The organism is Photobacterium angustum (assembly GCF_002954615.1).
GTDB classification, from domain to species: Bacteria; Pseudomonadota; Gammaproteobacteria; order Enterobacterales; family Vibrionaceae; genus Photobacterium; species Photobacterium angustum_A.
Genome location: NZ_MSCJ01000003.1, coordinates 585,888 through 612,550, shown reverse-complemented (window position 1 = coordinate 612,550; position 26,663 = coordinate 585,888). Strand labels below are relative to the sequence as shown.

General features: G+C 38.2%; 24 protein-coding genes. 10 read left to right on the top strand and 14 right to left on the bottom strand.

Features of this window, described 5'->3' with window-relative positions; translation table 11 throughout:
• Positions 1–18: 18 nt before the first annotated feature.
• From BTO08_RS17480 to BTO08_RS17460, 5 genes are all read right to left on the bottom strand, one after another.
• On the bottom strand, positions 19–1,464 hold the full coding sequence (locus tag BTO08_RS17480) for an ATP-binding protein (RefSeq protein WP_105061894.1): 1,446 nt from the start codon (positions 1,462–1,464) through the stop codon (positions 19–21).
• Between the two features lie 84 nt (positions 1,465–1,548).
• Positions 1,549–2,280 carry a response regulator gene (locus BTO08_RS17475; protein ID WP_005364226.1) on the bottom strand — a complete coding sequence of 244 codons (732 nt, stop codon included), beginning with the start codon at positions 2,278–2,280 and terminating at the stop codon, positions 1,549–1,551.
• Positions 2,281–2,549: 269 nt separating this feature from the next.
• Positions 2,550–3,809, bottom strand: a complete 1,260-nt coding sequence (locus tag BTO08_RS17470) for a quaternary amine ABC transporter ATP-binding protein (protein ID WP_105061893.1) — start codon at positions 3,807–3,809, stop codon at positions 2,550–2,552.
• Complete coding sequence (locus tag BTO08_RS17465) at positions 3,806–4,699, bottom strand: ABC transporter permease (RefSeq protein WP_105061892.1); 894 nt, start codon at positions 4,697–4,699, stop codon at positions 3,806–3,808. The genes BTO08_RS17470 and BTO08_RS17465 overlap by 4 nt, the downstream gene beginning before the upstream one ends.
• A gap of 97 nt (positions 4,700–4,796) precedes the next feature.
• Positions 4,797–5,798: an ABC transporter substrate-binding protein gene (locus tag BTO08_RS17460; protein ID WP_005364220.1), complete on the bottom strand. Its 1,002-nt coding sequence runs from the start codon at positions 5,796–5,798 to the stop codon at positions 4,797–4,799.
• Positions 5,799–6,122: 324 nt separating this feature from the next.
• On the opposite strand from BTO08_RS17460, the gene yidA reads away from it, so the two are divergent.
• Entirely contained in the window at positions 6,123–6,932 is an 810-nt protein-coding gene (gene yidA, locus BTO08_RS17455) for a sugar-phosphatase (protein WP_005364218.1), read from the top strand.
• Positions 6,933–6,998: 66 nt separating this feature from the next.
• On the opposite strand, the gene BTO08_RS17450 is transcribed toward yidA, so the two are convergent.
• A complete protein-coding gene (locus tag BTO08_RS17450) occupies positions 6,999–7,376 on the bottom strand; it encodes a YgiW/YdeI family stress tolerance OB fold protein (protein ID WP_105061891.1) in 378 nt (125 codons plus the stop codon).
• Positions 7,377–7,576: 200 nt separating this feature from the next.
• On the bottom strand, positions 7,577–8,176 hold the full coding sequence (locus tag BTO08_RS17445; protein ID WP_105061890.1) for a TetR/AcrR family transcriptional regulator: 600 nt from the start codon (positions 8,174–8,176) through the stop codon (positions 7,577–7,579).
• A gap of 186 nt (positions 8,177–8,362) precedes the next feature.
• Between BTO08_RS17445 and BTO08_RS17440 the strand changes: the two genes are divergently transcribed.
• The 7 genes from BTO08_RS17440 (at position 8,363) to BTO08_RS17410 (ending at position 17,147) form a co-directional block, all read left to right on the top strand.
• Positions 8,363–9,475 (top strand): efflux RND transporter periplasmic adaptor subunit, encoded by a 1,113-nt coding sequence (locus BTO08_RS17440; RefSeq protein WP_431356675.1) that lies wholly within the window; start codon positions 8,363–8,365, stop codon positions 9,473–9,475.
• 4 nt (positions 9,476–9,479) lie between these two features.
• On the top strand, positions 9,480–12,527 hold the full coding sequence (locus BTO08_RS17435; protein ID WP_105061889.1) for an efflux RND transporter permease subunit: 3,048 nt from the start codon (positions 9,480–9,482) through the stop codon (positions 12,525–12,527).
• A 176-nt stretch (positions 12,528–12,703) separates the two neighbouring features.
• Positions 12,704–13,567 carry a phospholipase A gene (locus tag BTO08_RS17430; RefSeq protein ID WP_105061888.1) on the top strand — a complete coding sequence of 288 codons (864 nt, stop codon included), beginning with the start codon at positions 12,704–12,706 and terminating at the stop codon, positions 13,565–13,567.
• Positions 13,568–13,731: 164 nt separating this feature from the next.
• The gene (locus BTO08_RS17425) at positions 13,732–14,220 is read left to right on the top strand and encodes a TIGR00645 family protein (protein WP_005364205.1); all 489 of its coding nucleotides are present in this window, start codon (positions 13,732–13,734) and stop codon (positions 14,218–14,220) included.
• A 139-nt stretch (positions 14,221–14,359) separates the two neighbouring features.
• Positions 14,360–14,704, top strand: coding sequence for a hypothetical protein (locus BTO08_RS17420; RefSeq protein ID WP_105061887.1), 345 nt, complete (start codon positions 14,360–14,362; stop codon positions 14,702–14,704).
• Between the two features lie 111 nt (positions 14,705–14,815).
• Positions 14,816–16,732 (top strand): RecQ family ATP-dependent DNA helicase, encoded by a 1,917-nt coding sequence (locus BTO08_RS17415; protein WP_105061886.1) that lies wholly within the window; start codon positions 14,816–14,818, stop codon positions 16,730–16,732.
• Between the two features lie 115 nt (positions 16,733–16,847).
• Positions 16,848–17,147, top strand: a complete 300-nt coding sequence (locus tag BTO08_RS17410) for a DUF406 family protein (protein ID WP_005364200.1) — start codon at positions 16,848–16,850, stop codon at positions 17,145–17,147.
• A 69-nt stretch (positions 17,148–17,216) separates the two neighbouring features.
• Here the strand turns inward: BTO08_RS17410 and BTO08_RS17405 are convergent, their stop codons facing one another.
• The 7 genes from BTO08_RS17405 to BTO08_RS17375 form a co-directional block, all read right to left on the bottom strand.
• Complete coding sequence (locus BTO08_RS17405) at positions 17,217–17,513, bottom strand: DUF1496 domain-containing protein (protein WP_242446292.1); 297 nt, start codon at positions 17,511–17,513, stop codon at positions 17,217–17,219.
• A gap of 97 nt (positions 17,514–17,610) precedes the next feature.
• Complete coding sequence (locus tag BTO08_RS17400) at positions 17,611–18,015, bottom strand: DUF4332 domain-containing protein (protein WP_105061884.1); 405 nt, start codon at positions 18,013–18,015, stop codon at positions 17,611–17,613.
• A 110-nt stretch (positions 18,016–18,125) separates the two neighbouring features.
• A complete protein-coding gene (locus BTO08_RS17395) occupies positions 18,126–19,535 on the bottom strand; it encodes an undecaprenyl-phosphate glucose phosphotransferase (protein WP_146108443.1) in 1,410 nt (469 codons plus the stop codon).
• A gap of 211 nt (positions 19,536–19,746) precedes the next feature.
• Positions 19,747–21,522: a class I poly(R)-hydroxyalkanoic acid synthase gene (phaC, locus tag BTO08_RS17390; protein ID WP_105061882.1), complete on the bottom strand. Its 1,776-nt coding sequence runs from the start codon at positions 21,520–21,522 to the stop codon at positions 19,747–19,749.
• Positions 21,523–21,646: 124 nt separating this feature from the next.
• Positions 21,647–21,997 (bottom strand): phasin family protein, encoded by a 351-nt coding sequence (locus tag BTO08_RS17385; RefSeq protein WP_105061881.1) that lies wholly within the window; start codon positions 21,995–21,997, stop codon positions 21,647–21,649.
• Positions 21,998–22,067: 70 nt separating this feature from the next.
• On the bottom strand, positions 22,068–23,273 hold the full coding sequence (locus BTO08_RS17380) for an acetyl-CoA C-acetyltransferase (RefSeq protein ID WP_105061880.1): 1,206 nt from the start codon (positions 23,271–23,273) through the stop codon (positions 22,068–22,070).
• A 47-nt stretch (positions 23,274–23,320) separates the two neighbouring features.
• On the bottom strand, positions 23,321–24,061 hold the full coding sequence (locus tag BTO08_RS17375) for an SDR family oxidoreductase (RefSeq protein ID WP_045149950.1): 741 nt from the start codon (positions 24,059–24,061) through the stop codon (positions 23,321–23,323).
• A 704-nt stretch (positions 24,062–24,765) separates the two neighbouring features.
• Between BTO08_RS17375 and BTO08_RS17370 the strand changes: the two genes are divergently transcribed.
• Entirely contained in the window at positions 24,766–25,722 is a 957-nt protein-coding gene (locus tag BTO08_RS17370) for an AAA family ATPase (RefSeq protein WP_105061879.1), read from the top strand.
• A complete protein-coding gene (locus BTO08_RS17365) occupies positions 25,719–26,663 on the top strand; it encodes a DUF58 domain-containing protein (RefSeq protein WP_105061878.1) in 945 nt (314 codons plus the stop codon). The genes BTO08_RS17370 and BTO08_RS17365 overlap by 4 nt, the downstream gene beginning before the upstream one ends.

Below are 26,663 nucleotides of genomic sequence, written 5' to 3'. Positions count from 1 at the left end.
TTAGATCCGGTAATAACATTAAGCATTTTTTAATAACCGAGGAAGTACAACAGTCACTAACAACCCACCTTTAATACTGTTTTTGATCGTTAACTGACCACCATGAGCGCGTACGATATTGCGTGAAATTCCCATCCCAAGCCCATGCCCCGTATTATCGGTCGCTAAGCGGACATAGGGTTCAAATACCGTTTTTAGCTTTGTATCAGGGATCCCTTGTCCCTTATCACTAATGGTGATGATCAGTTTATCTGGACTATCAATGACATTTACCGTCACACTGTGTCCATATTTCACGCCATTATCAATTAAGTTACTTAAACAACGTTTTAAAGCTAACGGTTTTGCCATAATCGGCAAAATAGGGTGTTGAGGTAAACGAACTTTGGTGTCTTTATGATTATGATGTTCAGCAATACTGCTTAATAAATGTTCTACATCAATGACCACTAAATTCTCATGTAAATCGGTATCTTTTACACACTGTAACGCCCCTTTCACCATGATTTCGAGTTCATCTAGATCGTGATTAAATTTATCTATTTTTTCATCATCATCGATCAATTCTGCACGTAACCGTAACCGAGTAATCGGCGTTTTTAAATCATGTGATATAGAGGAAAATAGCTGTTCACGATCTTCAATATATTTTCTTAAACGCAACTGCATTCGATTAAATGCTTGCGTTGCCATCACTAATTCACTCGCCCCTTGCTCTTTTAATGGCGGCTGGTAAATATCAAGACTTAACGCGTTAGCAGCATCCGCCAATTGTTTTAATGGTCGTGTTTGTCGTCTTACCATGATGTAAGTAAACAGCAGTAATAAAACGGTACTAAAGGTTAGGAATATAATTTGCTGACGCGTAATAATCTCATCTTTTAGCATCATATAAGGGGCAGGCAATAGCGCGGCAATATATAACCACTGACCTTTATCAAGCTCTATTTGCACCACTAAAATGGGTGGATTAAGCGGCTCTAAACTTAACGTATTATGTACCCAAGAACGCGGTAGATCTGACAGCAAAATATCATTTTTCAATACATGTAGCGTTTCTGGACGTGAAAACTCAACATGAATATTACTAAGGGTGGGTAATTTTTCATGTAACACCGTTTTAAAAACTGTCACTGCCATTTCTTTTTGTTCAGTATTTTTAATTGGCTTGATATTTATCTCTTGATCATTAAAAGAGACAAAAAAACGTGTCCCGCCCATATTTCTCAACTGCTCTAATACAATATGGCGATATTCTAGCGGCAATGATTGGAAGAAATTCACTGTCGATGCAAACATGGTTGCCATGCTAGCAGATGTTGATTGCAACCCCTCTAAATCTCGTTTTTTTGATTGGGTGTACCAAATGCCTGTTGCGATCACTTGAGCAAGAAAGACGGCCAACAAAGTTAACCATAAAGTACGTGAAACCAATGATTTAGGCCACAATGATTTCCATTTCATAATTCAATATCTACCCATCTCAAGACAATAAAAAAGTGTGGCTATCACCACACTTCATCTTGTTTATCTATAATGTTGCTAACTTTACGCATGGTCGTCATAACGAACATCGGCAGTAAATATATAACCGTTACCACGACTGGTTTTAATTAAACGCTGAGTACGACCTTTGTCGCCTAAACGGTTACGTAAACGACTCAATGCGACATCAATACCACGCTCTGACGGCTGCGCATCTCTTCCACGAGTCGCACATGAAATAGTATCGCGATCTAAAATTTGATTTGGTCTCGATAGAAACAGCATCAATAATGAATAATCACCACTTGTTAGCTCAAACGCTTCATTATTCAGTACATTCACTAAACGATGTGCTGTGGTATCTAAACGCCAATTAGAAAAACTAATAAATTTTGCACTAGGGTTAGAGTGCTGGTTATCTGACACTTTGCTACGACGTAATATCGCTTTAATACGAGCTAACAGCTGTCTAGGGCTAAAAGGTTTTGCGATATAGTCATCTGCCCCAATCTCAAGTCCTATGATTTGATCCATCTCTTCAGAAACAGCCGTCAGCATAATAATAGGGACATCTGACGTTTTGCGAATATGCTGACATAAGGTAAACCCATCATCTCCCGGCATCATGATATCAAGTAGAATCAAATCTGGATATCCACCAGCAAGGCAACGTTTCATTTCCTCGCCTTCCGCGGCAGTTTGGACTTCAAAACCGTTCTTGGTTAAGTACTCCTCCAGTAGTTCACGGATTTCTTTATCATCATCAACGACGAGGATTTGTTTAGAGATACTCATGTATTTGCTCACCATACGACATTAGACTATTTCTCGCTCTTAATCAGCGAATACATTGAGAAATAGAGCGAATATAGGCTATTTACTATTTCGTGTATTTGACCACTATTTAAAAAAAATGTCAGCAATTTGCGCTATCCATGACGCATTATCGGTACCTTGTTAACATATTTAATACCTTACAACGAAAAAACCAGTGGTAATTACTAATAAAAGCAATAACACACTGGTTATATTTTTATCGCCAAGCAATGGTAAGAAAACCTTACTTAAGCGACTTTAGATTCTACTTTTTTAATGACTTCAACATTTTTCTCTGACGCCGCGTCATTTGCATGATCACTCAATACTTCAGCCAATGTTGAACGAGACAATCGCCCTGTTACCTGTCCATCAGCATCCACTACTGGCAGTGGATGATCACTATCTAAAGTCTCAGGGATCACGGTTTCAAGTAGCGCATCAGTTGAAACTGCTGGGACATCTTCAAGCATTGAAGCATCTATTGCATTAGCATAATCAGATTCTTTTACGCTCTCTAATTTCTCTTGCGTGATCACTCCTTGATAACCTTGATTATCAACGTAATACGCGAAATCATCTTTTACTTTACGCATTTCAGCAACAGCTTCGCCAATCGTTTCAGAAGAGATACGAACAACTTGTGGCTTCATGACCGTTTCAACCGTCAGTGCACGTGCACGGTTAACGTCCTTAACAAAAGCTTCGACATAGTCGTCGGCTGGGTTTAATAAAATATCAACAGGTTTACCCTGCTGCACTAATACCCCATCTCGTAAAATAGCAATGCGATCGCCTAAACGTAATGCTTCATCTAAATCATGGGTAATAAAGACTATTGTTTTGTGTAACTTTTCTTGTAACTCAATAAGCTGATCTTGCATTTCACTACGGATCAGAGGATCAAGTGCAGAAAATGCTTCATCCATTAATAGAATTTCAGCATCAGTACACAGGGCACGAGCTAAACCAACACGTTGTTGCTGACCACCAGAAAGGTTTACAGGATAGCTATTTTCATATCCCGTCAAACCAACAGTCGCTAACCACTCTTTCGCTTTGGCTTGCCATGCACTTTTACTCAGTCCCTGTACTTGCAAACCGTAACCAACATTTTGTAAAACCGTGCGATGTGGCATTAAACCAAAGCGTTGAAAAACCATCGACATTTTATGACGGCGAAAATCCTGAAGCTGCTTTTCATTGAGTGACATAACATCTGTCCCTTCAATTTCAATGACTCCTTCAGTTGGATCAATCAAGCGATTAAAGTGGCGGATCAGAGTTGATTTACCAGAACCCGATAGGCCCATAATCACAAAGATTTCACCTGGGTAAATATCTAAGTTGATATCGCTTAAACCAACGGTATGACCAGTTTTCGCTAAAATGTCATCTTTAGATGCACCATCTTTCACTTGTTGAACAACTTTGTTTGCTTTGGGACCAAACACTTTATAGAGGTTTTTAACCCTAATGAGGGGATCCTGCTTTGATAATGAACTCATGATCGACCTCCTAAGTGTTGCTGTGTACGTTTAGCATAGCTTTGCGATATACGATCAAAGATAATTGCGAGTGCAACAATCGCTAAGCCGTTTAATAAACCTAGGGTGAAATACTGGTTGGTAATCGATTTTAGTACTGGCTGACCTAACCCTTTCACACCTATCATTGAAGCGATAACAACCATAGCAAGTGCCATCATGATGGTTTGGTTTATCCCTGCCATAATATTTGGCATTGCCAGTGGGATCTGCACCCCAAATAAGCGCTGCATTGGGCTTGCGCCATAGGCTGTGGCTGCCTCAAGCACTTCTTCATCAACCAAACGAATACCAAGATTAGTTAAGCGGATCACTGGTGGAACAGAATAAATAACAACAGCGATTAAGCCTGGAATTTTACCAAGACCGAGTAACATAACAACGGGGATCAAATAAACAAAGGCAGGCATCGTCTGCATCACATCAAGTAATGGTGTGACAACCCGTTGAACCTTCTCAGAACGTGCCATGGCAATACCTATCGGTATCCCGATCCCTATGGCAACCATCGTAGAGACTAAAATAATACTCATGGTTCGCATGGTATTATCCCACATACCAAACACACCAATGAAACCAAAAGACAACACGACACCGAGTGATAATTTCCACGATCGACTTGCAACAAAGGCAATGGCAGCCAATACGGCAATCACTATCCACCAAGGTGTAGCGAGTAAGAGTTTTTCGAACCAGATAAGAAAAGAAAGAAGAGGATCGAAGAGACCTTCGATTGTATCGCCATATTCACGAGAAAAAGAACGGTAAGCACCATCCAACGTTTTGCGAATTTCAACTAACTGAGCACGCTCAAGCTGTGGAAATTCAGTTAACCATGATTTATCTGACATAAATGTTATCCATACATACTACTTTTATTTCCCACATACGCTATATCCTTAGCGAAGTGGCTACAGTGGTAGTTAGCTACCACTGTAGACGTACAGCTTACAAATCAGCTAAAGCACCACGTACTTTATCTGCAACTTCAGGAGAAACCCACTTCACCCAAATATCTTCGTGATTCGTTAAAATCTCTTCCATTACCGTTTCACCATCAGCTTGGTTGTCTTCCATCCACGCTAAAAGGCTATTCATTTGTGCATTAGTAAAAGAGCGTTGACCTAAGTATTTCACCGCTTCAGGTGCACGCTTAGCAAAAGAGGTAGTAATAACGGTATCTACTTCTGACGGTGGGTACATAGAAGCTTTCGGATCAACACACTCAGGTTTGGTTAAACACTCTTTAAAGTATTTCGCATCAACACCTGAGCCAAAGTCTACTTTTACCATTTTGTACTTACCTAACACCGCTGTCGGTGCCCAGTAATAACCAAACCACGCTTCACCACGCTCGTAAGCTTTAGCAATTGAACCTGAAAGACCTGCACCTGAACCTGGATCAATAAGGTCAAATCCTGCATCTTCAAGTTTTAGTGCTTCGAAAAGGTTACCAGCAGAAATCTGACAATTCCAACCTGCTGGACAATTATAAAATGCTGATTTTTCAGGATCTTCTGGATGAGTGAAAAGTTTGGCATTCTTTTTAATGCCCTCAATAGTCGCTAGGCTTGGATCTTTTTTCACCATGTATTCTGGAACCCAAAAACCTTCTTCACCGCCATCAGAGAAGCTCGTACCAGCATATAGGATACGCCCTTCTTCAACACCACGATCTAACGCGGCTTTCATCGAATTACTCCAAAATTCAGGTGCAATATCCGGTTCGCCCTTTTCTACCATTGATGTACCTGTCGGCATCGTATCGCCAGGAACAAGATCTGTTTCACAACCGTACCCATGTTGTAAAATAAAACTGTCGACGTTGGCTAATAATGTTGCTGAGTTCCAATTCATATCAGCAATAGTGACTTTTCCACATTCACTTGCATGAACTTGAGTTGCTGACATTGCTGATAGCAATACCGTCGCAGCCAGAAGCTTTCGCATAAATATTATCCTTATCATTTATATCGAATCGGTCAGCGCAAACGAGTAAAAAACAATTTTTCTGTGCGCTAATAACTACTCAAAAGGCGATTTATTGTGCCAATTTATTTAGTAGTCTAAACAAATTAAACCAAAAACACCAAGTTTATTAACAATAAATAATTATTTGGTAACAATTTTTAATATCAACTGAATGACTATTACATTCATAAACTTGTTAGCGATTAATCAAAAAAAGTACGCTTATTAAACATAATTCTTATCGTTTTCGGCGCTCAATTTGCTTATGATGAAACCAGTTTTAATTCTGTAATGGATATAATGATGTATAAATTAGTTGCACTTGATATGGACGGTACTCTTCTGAGTTCTGACGGTACTATTTCCCAAGAAAATAAGGCTGCAATTTCAGCGGCTCGTGAACAAGGGGTATCGATTGTATTAGCATCAGGGCGCCCTTTAGAAGGAATGACATGGGCGCTAAACGAATTAGACATGACAGGCAGCAACGACTTTGTTTTAAGTTACAACGCTTCACTCGTTCAACGTGTTTCTAATAAAGAAGTTATTCGCAGTGAAACACTAACGGGATTAGACGCTAAAAATATAGCCTCACTAGCTCATGATCTTGGTGTTCATGTTCATGCATTTACTCGTCGCCAAGGTCTAATTACGCCAGAAAATAACTATTACACTGATCATGAAGCAAAAATTAATGGTCTGGCAATTACTATTGAAGACTTTGCAACACTAGAAAATGACGAAGAAGTAATGAAAGTGATGATAATCGATGAACCTGATCGCTTATCAGCCGCTATTGCTCAATTACCAAAAGCGCTTTATCAATCCTACACGATTGTACAAAGTGCTCCCTTCTTTCTTGAATTTATGAATCCAAATAGTAATAAAGGCGTGGGCGTTGAAGCACTAGCAGAATACTTAGACATCAAACAAAGTGAAGTTATTTGTATGGGGGATGCCGGCAATGATCACCATATGATTGAGTATGCTGGTCTTGGTGTTGCAATGGGAAATGCAACAGAAGAAACGAAGGCCATCGCTAATTTTATTACTGACACTAACAACAATGCAGGTGTTGCCAAAGTTATTCAGCAATTTATTTTAGATAAATAACATAAAAAAAATCGCTATTTCTAAACCAGAAATAGCGATTAATTCAAATTATTCCTGAGAGGATAATTAGTTAGCTAAAGCAACAGCATTTACATCAATCGTACGCTCAGACCAATCTTTGTCTACTTCACCACGGATCTTAAGTTTTGTTGTTGGTGTTGCATTCACGCCGTTCCAATCTTTATGATCGATTTCAATTTTGATTTCACCAGTATTGTCTTTAAACATGTAATCGTCATCACCCAGTGAAGTTGTGATGTAACCTGTTAATTCAACAGCTGCATCATCTTGCGCATCTTTAACTTGGCTAATTGTCTTAATAACAGGTGTTGCTGAAGGGCCTGTGAACCCTCCTTGAACAGGTTGCGCCGGTGCAGCAGTAGTTGCAGCAAACGCTGATGTTGATGCAAGAAGAAAAGCAGAAACAACTAATAATTTTTTCATCACGTTAACCTAAGGTTATGAATATTATATTACGGCTGACAATACACATTATTGCCACACCAAATTCACATTACTATCTAACAACTACAAATAGGCATTTAATTAGCCTAACTATTTCTTGAGGGAATTATATCATGCAAAATATCAAAAGAACGTGAAATAATATTGTAAATATCGAGATATCTTTTTTATCGATAAGATTACTTGGTAATAGCAAACGAATTCAAAAATACATCAACAACAGTATTAATATTTTCTTCTACTTGAATACCTTCACAAGGTGGCGCTAATTCCATGACTTGAGGCCAGAAAAATAAACCTTGGAATAAACTCATATAGATATTTGTTAACAAAGCGACATCTTTATCAACAATTGCTTTTTCTTCAATCGCCAATTTAAACCAATCAGCAATTGCACTAGTGCTATACAAATCTTTCACTAAATTTTTAGCTAATTCTGGCTGGCGAATAAATTCCATCACAATAATACGAGAAAGAGAAATACCATATGTATGGTACAAGATATCGACTTCACGACGTGTAATTTCAATTAACTGTGTTTTTAATGGCGTTTGCGGATCAAAATGGTATTGCACATTTTCATTCACTGAGTCTTGAATTATCTTAAGTACTGAAATAAATAACGCCTCTTTACTATCAAAATGACGATATAAGGTCCGTTTTGATACTTCAGCAACCTGTGAAATCCTATCCATATTCGCAGCAATAAACCCATGTTCGATAAATTCTGCCTTTGCTGCCGCAATAATTGCTAAATGCTTACGTTCCGTTTGCTTCATTGATTCACTGCCTATTTTCACCGCCTGTGATCGCAATCTAACATTTTGTCACAAAAAAGTATACTTAATAGTTTACAAAATGCCATTCCCTCATAAAATACACCCGAAAGTTTACTTGTTATATTTTCATACGAATAAACATGTTTCCTAATTTTATACCGTCCCATACTGATAGCGGAGAATCCGGTGAAAACTCAATCAGCAATGTCTAAAATGGCATCATTCTCATTTAGTAAACTCGCAGTGAGTTTATCGATCGCGCTTGTCGTACTGTCAGGTTGTGGCGGTAAAGAACAAGAAGAACAAGTTCAAGAACCCATCATTAGCCCTGCGCTTACTGAAGTTGTAAAGCCCAAAGCAAATACTAATTTGAGCTTTAACGGTGTCATTCGCTCTGCGCAACGCGCCGATTTATCGTTTCAAGTCACTGGTCGAGTAAACCATATTTTTGTTAACGAAGGTGACCGTGTTACTAAAGGTCAGCTATTAGCAAAACTTGATCCTAAAGATGCACAAACTATTTTTGCTGCCGCGCAGCTTGAATTAACCGATGCAAGTAAAGCCTACCAACGTGGTAAAGCCATTTATGAAAGCAGCCAAGCAATTTCTAAAAGTGATTTAGATAAGCTTATTGTGCGTTATAACTTGGCACAGAACCGGGTTAAAGAAGCGAAAAACAAGTTAAATTATACCCAGTTAATTGCCCCGTTTAGTGGCATTATTGGGCGTAAGTTAATTGATAATCACGTTCAAATTCAGGCTAATAATCCTGTATTAACATTACATAATATTGATGACTTAGAAGTGGTTATTAATATTACAGACAGTGTCATGCTTGCAGGAATGACATGTAGCGAAGCCGTTGCAGAGTTAAATAATAACTCAGCGCAATTATTGCCTTTGAGTTTGCGTACTTACTCAACCCAAGCCGATCCGATCACACAAACCTTCTCTGTTGTGCTCAGTATTAACGACGACAAAGGGTTAAATCTCTTACCGGGTATGCCCGTTAAGGTTTCTCCAAACCTAGCATTGTGTCCACAAGAAAACCGAAACCCAATTATTGTTCCATTGGCATCTGTCGTTCCTGATAACAAGAGCAAACAATTTGTGTGGGTGGTGAATAAAGACAATTCGGTATCAAAACGCTACATCACAGTGGGTAGTGTCAACAAAAACTGCATTACTGTACTAAATGGCCTTACGGTTGGTGAACGTATTGTCATTGCGGGTGTGTCTAAATTGAAGCCGGGTATGGAAGTACGTCCATACACTGATAACACAAAAAATGGAGCGTAAATAGATGGATATCGCTCGCTATACTATCGCTAAACGAACGAGTGTTTGGGTGATCATTGCACTGATCTTAATTGGTGGTTACATCAGTTACTTAAAGCTAGGTCGTTTTGAAGATCCTGAATTTGTGATCCGCCAAGCCGTCATTGTTACTCCGTATTCAGGTGCAACAGCACAAGAAGTTTCTGACGAAGTCACAGATGTCATTGAAGGTGCGGTGCAATCTTTACAGGAACTAAAAGAAGTTAAGTCCGTTTCCAAACAAGGGATGTCAGAAGTTACTGTTGAGATAAAGCTTGAATTTTCAAAAGATCAGGCGGCACTTCAACAGGTTTGGGATAAGCTACGTCGTAAAGTTGTTGATGCCCAACGACTTCTCCCTCCTGGTGCTGAGCCATCAATCGTAAACGATGACTTTTCTGATGTTTATGCGCTATTTTTCGCAGTAACGGGTGAAGGTTTTACCGATAAGCAAATACAAGACTACGTTGATTCACTGCGCCGTGAACTTGTATTGGTACCTGGGGTTGCTAAAACGGCAACGTTGGCAGAACAACAAGAAGGTATTTTTGTTGAGATCACCAGTGAGCGCTTAGCTAATTATGGTTTGTCAGTTGATAACGTTTTATCAGTATTACAAAAACAAAATATTGTTAATGTTGCAGGAAGTCTGACATCTAATGGTATGCGTTTACCTGTTATTCCAACACCTAACGTTAATTCATTTGAAGATTTACGTAACCTTCAAATTGGTATTGGTGATAACCATACTGTTTTACGTTTAAAAGACATTGCCGATGTTAGCCGAGGTTATCAAGAACCCACTAGCATGCTAATGCGCTTTAATGGTGAACGTGCTATTGGCTTTGGTATTTCCAATGTCACTGGTGGTAACGTGGTTGATATGGGTGATGCGGTTAAAGCACGTATTGCTGAACTTGAAAACCAACGTCCGCTGGGTATGGATCTTCATATTATTTCAATGCAATCAGACTCTGTTCGTGATTCGGTAACGAATTTTATCGATAACTTGATTGCTGCTGTGGTGATTGTTTTCATCGTTTTACTGCTATTTATGGGTATTCGATCTGGCGTGATTATTGGCTTTGTATTACTTCTAACAGTGGCCGGTACTCTATGCATCATGTTAATTGATGACATCGCAATGCAACGAATTTCGTTAGGTGCGCTAATCATCGCATTAGGCATGTTAGTAGATAATGCCATTGTGGTAACTGACAGTATTCTGGTACGCCTCCAAAACAATGAAGATCGTAATGTCGTTATTCCAGAGGTCGTCAATGCAACTAAATGGCCGCTTTTAGGCGGTACTGTTGTGGGTATTTGTGCTTTCAGTGCGATTGGCTTATCACCGTCAGATATGGGTGAATATGCTGGTTCACTATTTTGGGTGATCTTATACTCTATGCTACTTAGCTGGGTCTTTGCTGTTACCGTAACACCGTTACTGTGCCATCAGTTCTTAAAAGTTAAGATCAAGCAACAAGATAGTAAGCCAAGTAAAATTGTAGAAAGCTACAAAGCTTTATTAACCTGGGTGTTATCACACCGTAAAATAACGGGATTAATGCTACTGGCAACACTGGTTAGCGCTATTTGGGGTATGAAATTTGTACCACCGGGCTTTATGCCAGAATCACAACGAGCGCAATTTGTTGTTGATGTCTACCTTCCTCAGGGAACAGACATCACCAATACAGAAAAAACAATCGCTAGGATTGAACAAGATATTACCAATAAAGAAGGTATCGGAAATATCTCAAGCTTCATTGGTGGCGGTGGCTTACGCTTTATGCTGACTTATGCACCAGAAGCACGCAATCCAAGTTATGGTCAATTACTGATTGATATTGATGATTACCGTAACATAGCCCCATTACTTGTTGATTTACAAACTGAGCTTGATAATAAATATCCTGAAGCCTCAATCAAAGTATGGAAGTTCATGCTAGGTCGTGGGGGTGGTAAAAAAATTGAAGCCGGTTTCCAAGGTCCTGACAGTAGAGTCCTACGTGATCTTGCTGAACAAGCGAAGGCTATTATGCTATCGGATCCAAACTTGATCGCTGTTCAAGATGATTGGCGTCAACAAGTACCTGTTATTAAACCTGTTTATTCAACAGAAAAAGCGCAGCGTTATGGATTAACTAATCAGGAAATTAGCCAAGCAATTGCACAAACGTTATCAGGTCGAACAGTTGGTGTTTATCGTGAAGGGAGTGACTTAATTCCAATTGTCGTTCGTGCACCAGAAAGTGAGCGTACCCATGAACGTGCTATTGAAAACACAGAAGTACATAGCCGTATGGTAAATGGACCTATCCCTGTTAGCCAATTAATTGAGTCTGTTAATGTCGCTTGGGAAGATGCCATCTTACGTCGAATTAACCGCATACCAACGATTTTAGTTCAGGCTGATCCTGCTCCTGGCGTACTGACTGCCGATGCATTTAATGAACTACGAGGAAAAATCGAAGCTATCGAGTTACCACCAGGTTATAAATTGACATGGTACGGTGAATACAAAGCATCAAAAGACGCAAATGAAGGACTCGCGATTTCTGCACCTTATGGTTTTGCCGCGATGATTTTATCCGTGATCTTTATGTTTAACGCATTAAAGCAACCATTGATTATTTGGTTAACAGCGCCATTAGCTATTATTGGCGTTACCATTGGTCTGGTTATTTTCCAAACACCTTTCGAGTTTATGGCAATTCTTGGTTTCCTAAGCTTAATTGGTATGATGGTTAAAAATGCGATTGTTCTAGTTGACCAAACAGATGTGGAAATAAAAGAAGGGAAAACACCTTACCAAGCAATTATTGATTCAGCCTTAAGTCGTGCACGCCCAGTTTTACTTGGCGCATTGACCACAATCTTAGGCGTTGCTCCTTTACTTGTTGATCCTTTCTTCAAGAGTATGGCAGTAACAATCATGTTTGGTTTATTGTTTGCAACCATTTTAACTTTAGTGATTATTCCACTACTTTATGCAGTACTGTTTAAAGTGGAAATCGAACCACACCAGTAACCACAGAGTCAGATAACTTCTTAAAGGGACGTATTGTAATACGTCCCTTTTTCATGCTTGTAATGATAAATAAACCCAGCCAATTTATGTTTTCATTTATATCGGTATACATAATATAAAAATCCTGTCTATGATCATAAGAAATTACTCTTAAATGACCGTGACGATAAAAAATTATGACGCAATTTGCATGGCAACCAATTAGATACCCTTTACTTCTTTCTACTTTACTAATTGGCTGTACTTTTTTCTCCAGTAATGTTTTAGCTGAAGACGTTATTAATAACTCATTAGATTACTCAAGCTCAAATAATCTATTGCTTCAGCAGTACAAAGACAATTACGTTCTACCCTTTTACTACACTCAAAAACCTAACTATCCAGAATACCAATCGGTTATTCCTGAAGACGGTAAATTAAGTAAGTACAACGTTAACTTTCAGATCAGCCTTAAGTACCTTTTGGCATCAGGTATTTTAAATCGAAATGACAAGCTATATGTTGCTTATACACAGCGTTCAAATTGGCAAGCGTATGCTTCATCAGCCTATTTTAGAGATACTGAATATGAGCCATCTATTTTTTGGACTCTACCGGAAAAGGCCGAAAATAATGCTTTGGGTTATGCTGGAACAACTCTTGGTCTCGTCCATGAATCGAATGGTAGAGGCGGTGAACAAGAAAGAAGTTGGAATCGTGCATTTGCTGATTTTACATTCGAACATAACAACTACACATTAAGTATCAAACCATGGCTACGTCTCGACTTTGGTGCAAAAGATTACAATAAAGATATTACCAACTACATGGGATACGGACGTGTCAGCATGAACTGGTCTGTTGATAGTAATAATCTTATTTCATTAACCGTACGTAACGCTTTGGAAAGTGGATTTTCACGTGGTTATGAGCGCATTACATGGAGTTTCCCAATCTATAAGCGCCTTCGTGGATATATGATGTTAGAAAGTGGTTACGGTATTTCGATCTCTGACTACAACCATTACGATAATGCAGGCGGTATCGGTTTTTCTTTTTAATCATCAAAGTGGCTCTGTCTTTATTCTAAGATAGAGCCTTTATTTAAAGCGGAAAATTATCAGCAAATACTGCTTTATAGTACATTCAAACTATTCACTCCTAGATTTTCGATCTAAAATCCCGCTTTCGATTATCCCTACCACTTTTAAGAGACACCTTTGTGATGGAAAAACTATTTGAACGAATGATGTATGGGTCACGTTGGTTAATGGCACCTATCTACTTCGGTCTCAGCTTTGTGTTATTAGCCCTTTCAGTCAAATTCTTTCAAGAGATCTTTGATGTAATTCCAGTCATTATAACAATGAAAAGTATGGACTTAGTCCTGATTATTCTTTCGCTTGTTGATATTGCTCTTGTTGGCGGACTCGTTGTTATGGTGATGTTTTCAGGCTATGAAAATTTCGTTTCACGCCTAGATCTCGATGATCATGACGACAAATTAGGCTGGCTAGGTAAACTTGATGCAAGCTCATTAAAAAATAAAGTATCAGCCTCTATTGTTGCAATATCGTCAATTCATTTATTAAAGATATTTATGAATATAGAAAATATTGATAACTCAAAATTACTATGGTACTTGCTCATTCATATTACCTTTGTGTTATCTGCTTTTGCTATGGGATATCTTGATAAAATAACCAAACACTAAGTGAACAACAACGCAAGGATGCGTTCACGCGTTATCTACAAACGATTTATTTTTCCTTTTTCTCGAATAATTAGCAATAAACATCATATTGGAACACTATATGCATTTTCTTGTTATATCCCAATAACGAGAAAGACCAATGAAATTATACTTATTGTTTTTTATGCTTCTTTCATCGCCATCAGCGTATAGTTTCAATAACCATTCCCCTATTACTACCTTCGAAGCAAAAACAGCATTAACGTTTGATTCTTCAAACTGTAATACACTCCTCCAACTATCATTTTTCCATGCTGGCTTATGTGGAAACAAAGCGTTAAACAATTTTCAGCCACTTTCGTTAAAACCAACATCATCTCACTATCAAGAAGCAAATATCGCCATAAGTTTTGATTCTGAGACGCGTTTTTATATCACATCTTATAGTGAGAATGATGCTTATGGTTTCCATTTACATATTCCTTTAAATACATTTAGTCAGTAGGGATACAAAGATAATTATTTCGCAATTTTGTAACGTGATTTAATATCTCATTCCCCTTATGACATCAACATACGGTATGATGCTATCAATTAAGACAATTGAGTATTCAGCATGTATCATCAAACACTTAAAAAATATTTTGGTTTTGATTCTCTTAGAACAGGTCAGGAAGAAGTCATTACTCGTGTTCTTGATGGCCATTCTGCAGCCGCTATTTTTCCTACTGGCTCGGGTAAATCACTGTGTTACCAGCTCCCAGCGATTGAACTACCACACTTAACACTCGTGATCTCACCACTCTTAGCATTAATGAAAGATCAGCTTGATTTCCTTGCATCAAAAGGTATTCCCGCAGCATCTATCGACTCAAGCCAAACTTGGCAACAGACTCAGCAAGTTATGCAGAATATTCGCCAAGGCGAAATTAAAGTATTAATGATCTCTGTTGAACGATTGAAAAATGAGCGCTTTAGACATTTTATCAGTCAAGTCCCTATCTCATTACTCGTCGTTGATGAAGCTCACTGTATTTCGGAGTGGGGGCACAATTTCAGACCCGATTACCTGAAATTACCTTATTACCAACAGTCTTTAAATATTCCACAAGTATTACTACTAACAGCCACGGCGACGCCAGCTGTTATTAATGATATGCAAGATAAATTCAATATTGCAAAAGATGATATCGTCGTAACAGGTTTCTATCGCAAGAATCTTGATCTCTCTATTTTGGCAGCCCAAGATGATGAAAAATTGGATGTACTACAGCAACAATTGATAGCACAGCCCAATACACCATCTATTGTTTACGTCACTTTACAGCATACTGCAGAAGAGATTGCGGCAACTCTCACAAGTAATCATATTCCCGCTCAAGCTTACCATGCAGGTATGGATGCCGATCGCCGCCAGCATATACAACAACAGTTTATGGTAGGAGAAATCAATTGCATTGTTGCCACCATCGCCTTTGGCATGGGGATCGACAAATCTGATATTCGCCAAGTGATCCACTTCGATCTACCAAAATCGATTGAAAACTATAGTCAGGAAATAGGCCGCGCTGGTCGTGATGGTGAAAACTCAACCTGTACAGTCATTGCAAATAAATCAGGTCTAAATGTGCTACAAAATTTCATTTATGGAGATACGCCTGATCGCAGTTCGATAGCGACCGTATTAAATGAAATCAAAGCACAATCACAACAGTGGGAAGTAATGAATAATCGGCTATCAAAAGACGCCAATATTCGATTATTGCCTTTAAAAACACTATTGGTCTATTTAGAGATTCGCCAGATCATTGAGCCTCAATATACTTATTTTGCTGATTACCGTTACAAGCTCAACATTAACCAGCATGAAATTTTATCGCATTTTAATAATGAGCGTCGCCAGTTCGTCGAAGCAATTTTTGCTTGTTCAACAAAGGCAAGAGTATGGAACACACTGGATATGGACGCATTATGGCAAGGCTATAATGCAGATAGAAAACGTGTTGTTGCTGCGATTGACTATTTTAATGAAAAAGGTTGGATCACTTTAGAAAGCAAACAAATGACTGACGTATATGCTATCAAAAATCATCACTTTGATATCGGTGTTGAGAGTGAGGCGCTGTATCAACTGTTCCAACAAAAAGAGCATAGTGAAATAAAACGTATCAATAGTATGATTGATTTTTTTGAAAGCAAAACCTGTTTAAGTTATCAATTAGCGCGTTATTTTGCTGATCATCATGCTCCTGAACATTGTAACCATTGCTCTGTTTGTCGAGGAAAAAGTATCACATTGCCACCATTACCGACACTACCAGAGGTTTCCGATCAAGTTTTAACCCAATGGTGCGATCAATTCATCAATGCATGTGATATTGCACCATCTGTTGCTGCTATTACACGATTTTTAAATGGTATGACAACACCATTAACCACCAAGATAAAAGCCAAGCAATTTGATGGTTTTGGTCAACTTGAAGCGTACCCCTTTGAGCAAACTTTTGCTCACATTACACGCTTATATGGCTAATCTATGTTAATTCTTTATCAATTTAGATATATGAAACTCACTTTTCATTATTAATGAATAGCGATCTAAATCACAACGTTCTAGAATAGCCCCTTAACCGATGGGGATTAAAGTTATGACTATTGAAAAAGAAGAATACCAAGTTTGTGAAGCATGTGGTGTATCAGGTGAACTAGGTTTTATCATCAAAGAAAACGATGATACTGCAGACGTTCAAATCTTTGCTCAAGGTAAAGATGCACTAGAAGTAGAATTAGCAAACTACCTTGCACTAGCAAAAGAAGTGAATGCTAACTACAAAGTTGAAACAACCCCAGTAGATGAAAATAGCACTGAATTAACAGCGCGTATTCAATTCGAATGCAGTGCTGAGAAGCTAATTTTCGAACTTCGTAGCCGTTCTCTAGCTAAGTAATTATCGTTTTTTAGCTTTAACTCTAGCCAGCAATGATTATCAATATTGATAATCATTGCTGGCTTTCTTTTATTTAACTGGCACTAAGTTTTTCCACATTAAGCGACCGTTTAATTCCACTTCATTTTCAACAGCACATTGAAGTTTATAACCATCAATATCAATAATCGCACCCAACGAGTAAGCTTTATCCTCATAGAAGCATAAACGCTGATCGGTTACTTGCCCATCAAGATTAAATTCAATGCTTGGGTCTATTTTTGACGTATCAGCAACACTGTAGGTTTTCGCCTGTGTCGGTAGGCTCAAGAGTACCATCACCAAGCCACTTATAACGAAACACATAATAGAACGCCCGTTCATCATCCCAAACTCCATTCAAATCCTTTATTTCTATAGGCGACTATATATTCCAAATAATAAAAAAGCAGCCAAAGTGACTGCTTTCTCATTAGATCAAATACTAGTATTCAATCGCACGTGGAAGTTCTTTCGCTTGTGCAATCCAATCTTGAACGCTTTTCAATGCCGGTAATTGACGAACTAGCGCCTTTTCTTCATTCACTTCTAGCATTTTTGCATGTAAATTTTCTGGATTACGCTGCGCAAGTTCTGGGACAGTATCAACACCAGAAAACTCTAATAAATCAGCGTATTGAGTGCTAATACCTTTAACACGAGATAAATCAGCTCGGTTAATCCACTTTAATACTAATTTACTACTAATGCCCGTTGCTTCAGCAATAGCTTTTCGGCCTGCAGGTTTCTGACCTTTATCTAATAATTGCTCCATCGTATGGACATCTGCCGCTTCTAATTTAGCCGCATATACTTCACCGATACCTTCAATAGTTGCTAGTTTAGTCATTATCTGCTCCAAAAATTAAATAAAGTCCATCATTACAACATAATAGACAACAGAAAATTAAAAAACTCGAAAAAGTGCAAAAAATAATTTCAATCCAGTAAAGAGGCAAATTAATATGCTGTTTCGCTCACAAAACCTTTAAAAATGGTTAAGAAAATAATCTTTAAATCTAAGCCTAAGCTCCAATTTTGCATATAACGAATATCATATTGAATTCGCTTTTCCATCTTATCAAGCGTATCCGTTTCACCACGATAACCACTTATTTGTGCTAACCCCGTGATGCCAGGTTTGATCTTATGACGAATCATATAGTTATCGACAAGAATTCGATATTCTTCATTGTGTGCGACGGCGTGAGGACGCGGACCAACAATCGACATGGTGCCTTGCAACACATTAATAAACTGTGGCAACTCATCTAGTGATGTTCGACGAATAAACGCACCGAATTTGGTCACTCGCGGATCATTTTTAGTCGCTTGTTTCACTACATCACTATTTTCCATTACTTTCATGGAACGGAACTTCCACACTTTAATTTTGTTACCACGAAGACCATAACGGTCTTGCTTAAATAAAATAGGACCAGGCGAACTCAATTTAACACCAATAGCAACAGCGATAAGTACGGGTGAGATAAGGAGCGTTATCACACTACCAATAATCAAATCTTCCAGACGTTTAATGTAATCACCAATACCTTCAAAAGGACTCGCAAAAACACTTAATGTATCCACATTACCCACACGACAAATTTGAGAAGCATTCAAATTATAAGTAAAGAGATCAGGAACCACAAAAGTATCAACCGTTGTATCTGATAATTGATGTAAGAAGTAATGTATACGTTCTTTGGCAACCATAGGCAAAGCGACATACACATCATCAATTTCGCCTTTTTTTGCAAAGGAAATAAGATCGTTAACTTTCCCTTTACACTGAGATTTCGTTAAATAACTAAAGCGCTCTTCACCACGATCATCATAATAACTAATTTCAAAATTTGTATTTTTGTATTTTTCTAATAACGCTTTCTCTATCGCTAAACCAGCTGTTGTCATTCCAAGAATAGCAATACGTTGTGTTTTTTTATGGCGACCAATGTATTTAGTTGCATAATAAACAGCAACACGCGAAGTCCAAATAATGAGAAATGAAAAAATAAACCACAAAAGCCCTATATTACCAATAAAGCCCTGTACATTGACATGATCAATAAATGCAAAGAAAAATGTTATAGATAAAACACAGAATTCAACAAGCAAAAAGTTACCTAATAAACGCAAAGTCATTCGTCGAAAATTTGCACGATTTTCTTTATCATAAAATCCAACATAGTGACCACAAGCAACGAAAGTAACGCTGACAAAAATACCATACAACAAATCAAACGGTGATGGTTCTTGGGCAAAAAATGCAAAGACAAGAGTAAGAGAGAAATTTATAACTAAAAAATCAAAAAAATTAATTATAAATGAGTAACCATCATCGGCTACTTCAAGAGTTTTTCTTTTCATTAATACGCCCATTTTATTTCCAATAGGAAAAGTTTACATTCTGACAATTATTTTTATTATTAATCAGATATCAACATCGTAAATCATTAAATAATAAATGAATTACAACTAGTATATACATTTTCTCTAAAATGGCTGATTTAAAATAACAAATTTATGTCAAAAAAAAAGCTCAGTATTTATAATACTGAGCTTTATTCATTCATGGGAGTTATTTAAGTGGTAATGTTTCTTTCACATACTCTCCAGGCGCTGTATAAAGTGCTTTATAATTATCACTTCCAATTTCGCGCGCTGGTACTTTTTCTTTCTTATTAAAATCCCCTAACCAAGTATCCCAATGCGTCCACCAAGAGCCATCTTGACGTTTAGCATTATCTAACCAAGATTCTGGGTTTGCATCTTGCTTATCACTTAGCCAAAAACCATATTTATTCTTTTTAGGATGATTTACTATCCCTGCAATATGACCAGACTCTCCTAGTACAAATGTCGACTTCCCACCTAATTGCTGAGCGCCTCGATATGTACCTTGCCATAAAGCGATATGGTCTTCTTGAGTAGAAATAAAGTATGTTGGTACTTTGATTTTAGATAAATCAATAAAAACACCACCAATTTTTATTCCTTTATTATCGACTAACTTATTATTTAAATAGAACTCACGTAAAATAGTACTATGGCATGCAGCTGTAACATTTGTACTATCACCGTTCCAATAAAGTAAATCGAAGTCTATTGGGCTATTACCTTTTAAGTAATTATTGACATAATAATTCCAATAAAGACTATTTTCACGCAATAAACTAAACGTCACACTCAAAGAGCGGCCGTCCATATAACCATTTACATCGTTTTGTGCTTCAATTGCAGATACTAATGGATCATTAACATAAGCACCAATTTCACCCGGTTGTGAAAAATCGAGTAATGTTGTAAAGAATGTTGCTGATTTAATACGATTACGCATACGTTTTGCTGCGTAATACGCAAGAGTAGTGGCTAATAATGTACCACCAATACAGTAACCTGCTGCATTGATTTGTTTTTCGCCAGTGATGTCTTCAATAGCGTCAACGGCAGGGATAACACCGTCTAGTACATAGTTTTCAAAATCCACATCTCTTTGTGGTGTACCTGGATTTCTCCAAGACATCATAAAGACTGTATGACCTTGCTCTACAAGCCAACGAACCATTGAGTTATTTTCACGTAAATCAAGGATGTAATACTTATTGATAAACGGAGGAACAATTAACAATGGTGTACTATTAACATTTTCAGTTAATGGCTTATATTGAATAAGTTCAAATAACTCATTCTTAAATACAACTTCACCATCAGTGTTTGCAATATTGACACCCAGTTGGAATGCGTCGCTATTAGTCATGCGAATTTTCAGAACATCCGCACTGCTCTGCATGTCTTCTTGCAGTAACTCCATCCCTTTAATTAAGTTTTCACCATTAGTCTCAACGGTTAACTTAGCCAGTTCTGGGTTTGTGGTGACAAAATTAGTTGGTGACATTGCGTTAATCGCTTGGCGCGAAAAAAAACCTAAACGTTCTTTCGCTTTATCATCAACACCTTCAATCGAATCAATAGCTTCACGCATAGTGTCGCTAAAGAGTAAGTAAGATTGCTTGATATAATTATAAAACGCTTCATTTTCCCATGCAGGATCGCAAAAACGCTTATCATCTTTTGCAGGCTTAATTAATGCTTGCCCACCATCGGCAGATGGCATAGCGATGTTCTGCCAGATTTTAACTTGTTTTTCCCACCAGTCCATTTGAACTTGTGCAAGCGCTGCTGGCTGTGTTGCTGCTTTTTCAAAAAATTCAGCAGTATCTTCCAAATTAATGTCATTTAATGCTTTATTTAATGGGGTGTTCATGGCTGCCTTGCCGGAGTCTAACTCCTTCCACCATAGCTGGTTCATATCTTGGAGCTTGGCAAAGTAGTCCGAAAAGAAGTGATTGTTCATAACAAAAACCCTGTACTTGGACTAATTCAATCACACTTTATGACCAATTGGCCCAGCATAATTGAGATAAGCTGTAACAAAAATAGTCGCCCTCATACACATGAGAGCGACTAAAAAATAAACCTTAAGCTACTGGCGTTGCTTTTTTAACATTGTCAGCAACAAGCTCTTCTACTTCTGTTTTGAATGATTGAGCAACAGCGTTGAACTTGTTGCTATCATCAATAAGCTGCTTAGAAAGCTTAGTCAACGTTTCAAGTTGTTGGCCATTGAACGCAGTTAGAGATTGGATATCTTTTACTTCGCTAACAGCTTTAAGCTGAGACAGACCTAAATCACTGTATGCACGAACTGCTGCAAGTTGTAGCTCAGTTAGCTCTTCAACATTCTTAGTGAATAGTTTGTTGAACTTAACGTATGGTGCTAGTGATTTTTCAGTTTGCTCAGAGAACGACTTAAACATTTCCGTATACATAGATCTTTCCTCATTGATAGTAATAAAGCACTGCATGTATCCTCATACAGCGCCGATATTTAGATAAAAATTAAACGCGTTTTAGAATAACGGCAGTACCCATACCACCACCTACACATAAGGTCGCAATACCGTACTGATCTTCGCGGCGGCGCATTTCATGTAATAAGCTCACTAAAATACGATTACCTGATGCACCTAGTGGATGACCTAGAGCGATAGCTCCGCCATTGACGTTTGCACGTTCAACGAGATCTTCAACTTTTGAATTCGTTTCTTTTGCTACTTCATAAAGCACACCTAGAGCTTGACCAGCAAAGGCCTCGTTAAACTCTAAACGCTCAATTTTATCAATTGATAGTTGTGCTTTATCTAATGCTTTAAGTACTGCTGGAACAGGCCCTAAGCCCATAATTTCAGGAGCAATACCTGCTTGCGCATAACTTTCAATTTCAGCAAGTGGCGTAAGGTTGTATTTATTTACTGCCGCTTCTGAAACAACAATAATTGCACTACCGCCATCATTAATACCTGATGCGTTACCAGCTGTAACAGAACCATCACGTTTAAATGCAGGGCGAAGCTTTGCCAGACCTTCGATTGAAGCATCTTGTTTCGGGTACTCATCGGTATCAACAACAACCGTTGCACGACGACCTACCACTTCTACAGGTGTAATTTCATCAACAAATTTGCCTTGCTCAATAGCAGCTACAGCTTTTTGTTGGCTCGCTAGTGCGAAATTATCTTGCTGTTCACGTGTTAAGCCTACTTTCTCAACAACATTTTCAGCGGTTACACCCATGTGATAATTATTAAAGGCATCCGTTAAACCGTCAGCAATTAATAAATCGCTAAGTTCAAGGTTGCCCATTTTTTGCCCATCACGAATTTTCGATGATGCACAAAAAGGAATTTGAGACATGTTTTCTGCGCCAGCAGCAACCACGATATCAGCATCACCTGCTTTGATGTGTGCGGCTGCATCCATTACCGCCTTCATACCACTACCACACACCATATTTAGTGTGTATGCAGGTACTTCATTAGGAATACCCGCTTTTAAAGCTGCTTGTCGACCCGGTCCCATACCTTGACCTGCGCCAACGACATTACCGAAAATTACTTCATCAATCGCTTCTACTGGCACTGATGTTTCCGCTAACGCGCCTTTGATTGCTGCTGCGCCAAGCTCTGCTGCTGTAACTGATTTTAGTGCGCCGCTAAAACTACCGATTGGTGTACGTTTTGCTGCAACAATAAATACCCTAGCCATATTAATTTGCGTCCTTACTTAAAAATTCAATAATCAGTCAATCATGCTTATTGCATGTATAAGCCGCCATTTACTGATAATGTCTCACCAGTAATATAAGCTGCTGCATCACTTGCTAAAAATGTCACTGCTGCTGCTACTTCTTGTGGTAGCGCTAAACGGCGCATTGGAATTTCAGCTTTAATTGAATCAAGTACTTCAGGTTTGATCGCTTCAACCATTGGCGTACCTGTATAACCAGGAGCAACAGCATTTACCGTTACGCCAGCACGTGCGCCTTCTGCTGCTAGTGCTTTTGTAAAGCCAATCATGCCAGCTTTAGCAGCTGAATAGTTTGCTTGACCAAACTGACCTTTAAGTCCATTCACTGATGTAATATTAATAATGCGAGCATTACCTTTTTTACACATTGAATCGAATAAAGGCTGAGTAACATTAAACAGACTGTTTAAATTTGTGTCGATTACTGCATTCCATTGATCGGCAGTCATACGCTTGAATGTAGTATCTTTAGTGATACCAGCGTTATTGACTAAAACATCAATTTGACCTTCTTCCTGAAGCAATGTTGCTAACGCTTCTTGACAGTAATTCGTATCAGTTACGTCGAGTGGGAATAATCGAACAGACTCAGATGAATAATTATTAGCCGCGAACCACTCTTGAGCCGCTTTTTCACCTGTTGGGTAATATGTTGCAACTACTCGAAAACCTGCATCGACTAATGCTTGAGTGATCGATGAACCAATACCACCTTTAGCACCTGTAACTAATGCTACTTTACTCATTTAAGGCTCCTTCCTTTTTTTATCTAATTATTAATACACTTGATAAACTCAAGGTTTGTCTCATAAATTTAACAATTCAGCCTATGAGCTATATCTAATCATTTATACAACCTGATTCACATCATAAGCTTCATATAATACAGATATATTACAAACCCGTTGCATATTTAATATAACAACACAGATGCATATTGATAGCAAGGAAGGAATTAACAATTTTAAAGCTATTTGATATTAGTATTAACAAACCAATCAATATGATTAAAACGCCGCTTTTAAATTTAACAATCAGTTTATTGATCTATATCAGACTAATCTTCTGAATGTTTATTATTTCAATAAAAAACAAATGGTTAAAAAAAACCTTTAACCATGCAGAAAATCAATGTTGCTAAATTGTTATCGTTACGTTTCTTGTTAATTAGTTGTGAGTAAAATTACGCTCACTTTTGAAATAGCACTTTATTGGTTGATTTTTGAGCAGCTCTATTTCAACCTTTGTTTGCAGTTATTCAAAACATAAGACGACATAAGTGACTTGATAACTTTCTTGCTGCCCTGATATATATAAAACGCCATGAAACGTATCGAATGAATGCTTAACAGCTATTCTGATAATCCAAAAAACGTGAACTAAAGCCATATTAGATAGTCTCAGCTTTTTTACTTAATGTATTAAGTAAGCTCTAAAGGAAAATGAATTTATGTTAGCGAGTACTTTTCAACGATTAAATCACTACTTACAAAGCCAAGTCATTGGTCAACCCGATTTAGTGAAACAGTTATTAATTGCTTTACTAGCTGATGGTCACATCCTTGTAGAGGGGCCTCCAGGACTAGCAAAAACACGCGCTGTTAAAGTGCTTTCTGATTGTATTGAAGGTGAATTTCACCGTATTCAGTTTACGCCCGATCTATTACCTGCTGATTTAACAGGTACTGATATTTTTCGTCCTGAGACAGCTGAATTTATTTTCCAGCCAGGCCCTATTTTCAACTCATTAATTCTTGCAGATGAAATCAACCGTGCGCCGGCAAAAGTGCAAGCCGCAATGCTTGAAGCGATGGCTGAAAAGCAGATCACCGCTGGTCGAAAAACATACCCATTACCTGAGTTATTCCTCGTAATGGCAACGCAAAACCCAATTGAGCAAGAAGGTACTTACCCACTGCCTGAGGCACAATTAGACCGTTTCTTATTACAACTTAATGTCGATTATCCAAGTGCTGAAAGTGAATTAGAGATATTACGCCTGAACCGTGGTGAAGCATTAGGTATTGAAAAAGCAGAGCCTATTCATATTAGCCAACATGATATTTTTGCTGCACGAAAAGAAGTGCTTAATATTCATATGGCAGAAGATGTAGAGCATTACATTATTCGTCTCGTCATGGCGACACGCCAATCTGAAAAATTCAGCTCTCAGCTAAAAGATTGGCTTCAAATGGGTGTTAGCCCACGTGCAACACTAGCTCTTGATCGTTGTGCTCGTGCTCATGCTTGGCTAAGTGGTCGTGATTTTGTTACACCAGAAGATATCCAAATAATGGCCTACCCAGTTTTACGTCATCGCTTATTACTTAGCTATGAAGCACAAGCTGAAGGTATTGCCGCAGATCGCGTAGTTGAAGAATTGATTTCACAGGTTGCTAGTATATGAGCAAATCACACTTAACCGTAGCGCTGCCACCCCATAGCGATGGGGTTAATGTGTGTTTGGCTGAGCTACTGCAATATAAGAATCAGGCCGTGCGTTGGTTGCCACCAGCGTACAGTATCTGGTCACAATTAAATGGCCTACATCAAAGTCGCCACAAGGGACGTGGGATGAACTTCTCAGAAGTACGTCCCTATCAAGCTGGTGATGATATTAGAGCTATTGATTGGCGTGTAACCGCACGTACTGGCAAAACACATACCAAACTATTTACCGAAGAACGCGAGCAACCCGTTATGTTGCTTATTGATTTAAGCCGAAGCATGCAATTTGGCTCACAATTAATGCTGAAATCTGTTCAAGCGGCTCACTTTGCTAGCTTATTAAGCTGGCTTGCTATAAGTGAACAAGATCGTATAGGGGCAGTAATTTATAACGGTTTGAATGTTAATGAATGTAAGCCAACGGCACGCCAGCAAGGTCCACTTCATATCATCAATAAGCTGATTGAATCACAACAGTTAGCATTAAATTCATTAGAACAGCCTCAACAATTTAACTTTTCTGATGCATTAAAACGGTTACACCACCTTTGTTCTAAAGGCAGTGAAATTATTATTATCAGCGATTTTAACCAATTATCGCTTAATGATAAGCGACGTTTAACACAATTACGTCAACATAATCGAATTCAGTTTGTCCAAATCCATGACCCACTAGAACAAGGACAAACACAATTTAGAGGCTATGAACACGTTGCTGATAAAGAGCAATCTGCATGGCTTAATTTTTCATCAAAGAAAACACGTGATTCATTGAGTCAGCAGTATCTAACACATCAAAACTTTGTAGCTGATATCGCGAAATCACTGGCGATCCCTCTACATTATTTATCTGCAGCAGAACCTTTGTTGCAGCAATTAACAGCGCGTCAAAGGAGTTAA

Coding starts and splice junctions, on each gene's coding strand:
- BTO08_RS17400 (WP_105061884.1), bottom strand. CDS start 18,015: ATGACTAAACTAGCAACTATTGAAGGTATCGGTGAAGTATATGCGGCT.
- BTO08_RS17470 (WP_105061893.1), bottom strand. CDS start 3,809: ATGAGTTCATTATCAAAGCAGGATCCCCTCATTAGGGTTAAAAACCTC.
- BTO08_RS17370 (WP_105061879.1), top strand. CDS start 24,766: ATGTTAGCGAGTACTTTTCAACGATTAAATCACTACTTACAAAGCCAA.
- BTO08_RS17365 (WP_105061878.1), top strand. CDS start 25,719: ATGAGCAAATCACACTTAACCGTAGCGCTGCCACCCCATAGCGATGGG.
- BTO08_RS17415 (WP_105061886.1), top strand. CDS start 14,816: ATGTATCATCAAACACTTAAAAAATATTTTGGTTTTGATTCTCTTAGA.
- BTO08_RS17435 (WP_105061889.1), top strand. CDS start 9,480: ATGGATATCGCTCGCTATACTATCGCTAAACGAACGAGTGTTTGGGTG.
- BTO08_RS17460 (WP_005364220.1), bottom strand. CDS start 5,798: ATGCGAAAGCTTCTGGCTGCGACGGTATTGCTATCAGCAATGTCAGCA.
- BTO08_RS17385 (WP_105061881.1), bottom strand. CDS start 21,997: ATGTATACGGAAATGTTTAAGTCGTTCTCTGAGCAAACTGAAAAATCA.
- BTO08_RS17475 (WP_005364226.1), bottom strand. CDS start 2,280: ATGAGTATCTCTAAACAAATCCTCGTCGTTGATGATGATAAAGAAATC.
- BTO08_RS17405 (WP_242446292.1), bottom strand. CDS start 17,513: ATGATGAACGGGCGTTCTATTATGTGTTTCGTTATAAGTGGCTTGGTG.
- BTO08_RS17375 (WP_045149950.1), bottom strand. CDS start 24,061: ATGAGTAAAGTAGCATTAGTTACAGGTGCTAAAGGTGGTATTGGTTCA.
- BTO08_RS17430 (WP_105061888.1), top strand. CDS start 12,704: ATGACGCAATTTGCATGGCAACCAATTAGATACCCTTTACTTCTTTCT.
- BTO08_RS17450 (WP_105061891.1), bottom strand. CDS start 7,376: ATGAAAAAATTATTAGTTGTTTCTGCTTTTCTTCTTGCATCAACATCA.
- BTO08_RS17410 (WP_005364200.1), top strand. CDS start 16,848: ATGACTATTGAAAAAGAAGAATACCAAGTTTGTGAAGCATGTGGTGTA.
- BTO08_RS17425 (WP_005364205.1), top strand. CDS start 13,732: ATGGAAAAACTATTTGAACGAATGATGTATGGGTCACGTTGGTTAATG.
- phaC (WP_105061882.1), bottom strand. CDS start 21,522: ATGAACAATCACTTCTTTTCGGACTACTTTGCCAAGCTCCAAGATATG.
- yidA (WP_005364218.1), top strand. CDS start 6,123: ATGTATAAATTAGTTGCACTTGATATGGACGGTACTCTTCTGAGTTCT.
- BTO08_RS17480 (WP_105061894.1), bottom strand. CDS start 1,464: ATGAAATGGAAATCATTGTGGCCTAAATCATTGGTTTCACGTACTTTA.
- BTO08_RS17465 (WP_105061892.1), bottom strand. CDS start 4,699: ATGTCAGATAAATCATGGTTAACTGAATTTCCACAGCTTGAGCGTGCT.
- BTO08_RS17420 (WP_105061887.1), top strand. CDS start 14,360: ATGAAATTATACTTATTGTTTTTTATGCTTCTTTCATCGCCATCAGCG.
- BTO08_RS17445 (WP_105061890.1), bottom strand. CDS start 8,176: ATGAAGCAAACGGAACGTAAGCATTTAGCAATTATTGCGGCAGCAAAG.
- BTO08_RS17380 (WP_105061880.1), bottom strand. CDS start 23,273: ATGGCTAGGGTATTTATTGTTGCAGCAAAACGTACACCAATCGGTAGT.
- BTO08_RS17395 (WP_146108443.1), bottom strand. CDS start 19,535: ATGAAAAGAAAAACTCTTGAAGTAGCCGATGATGGTTACTCATTTATA.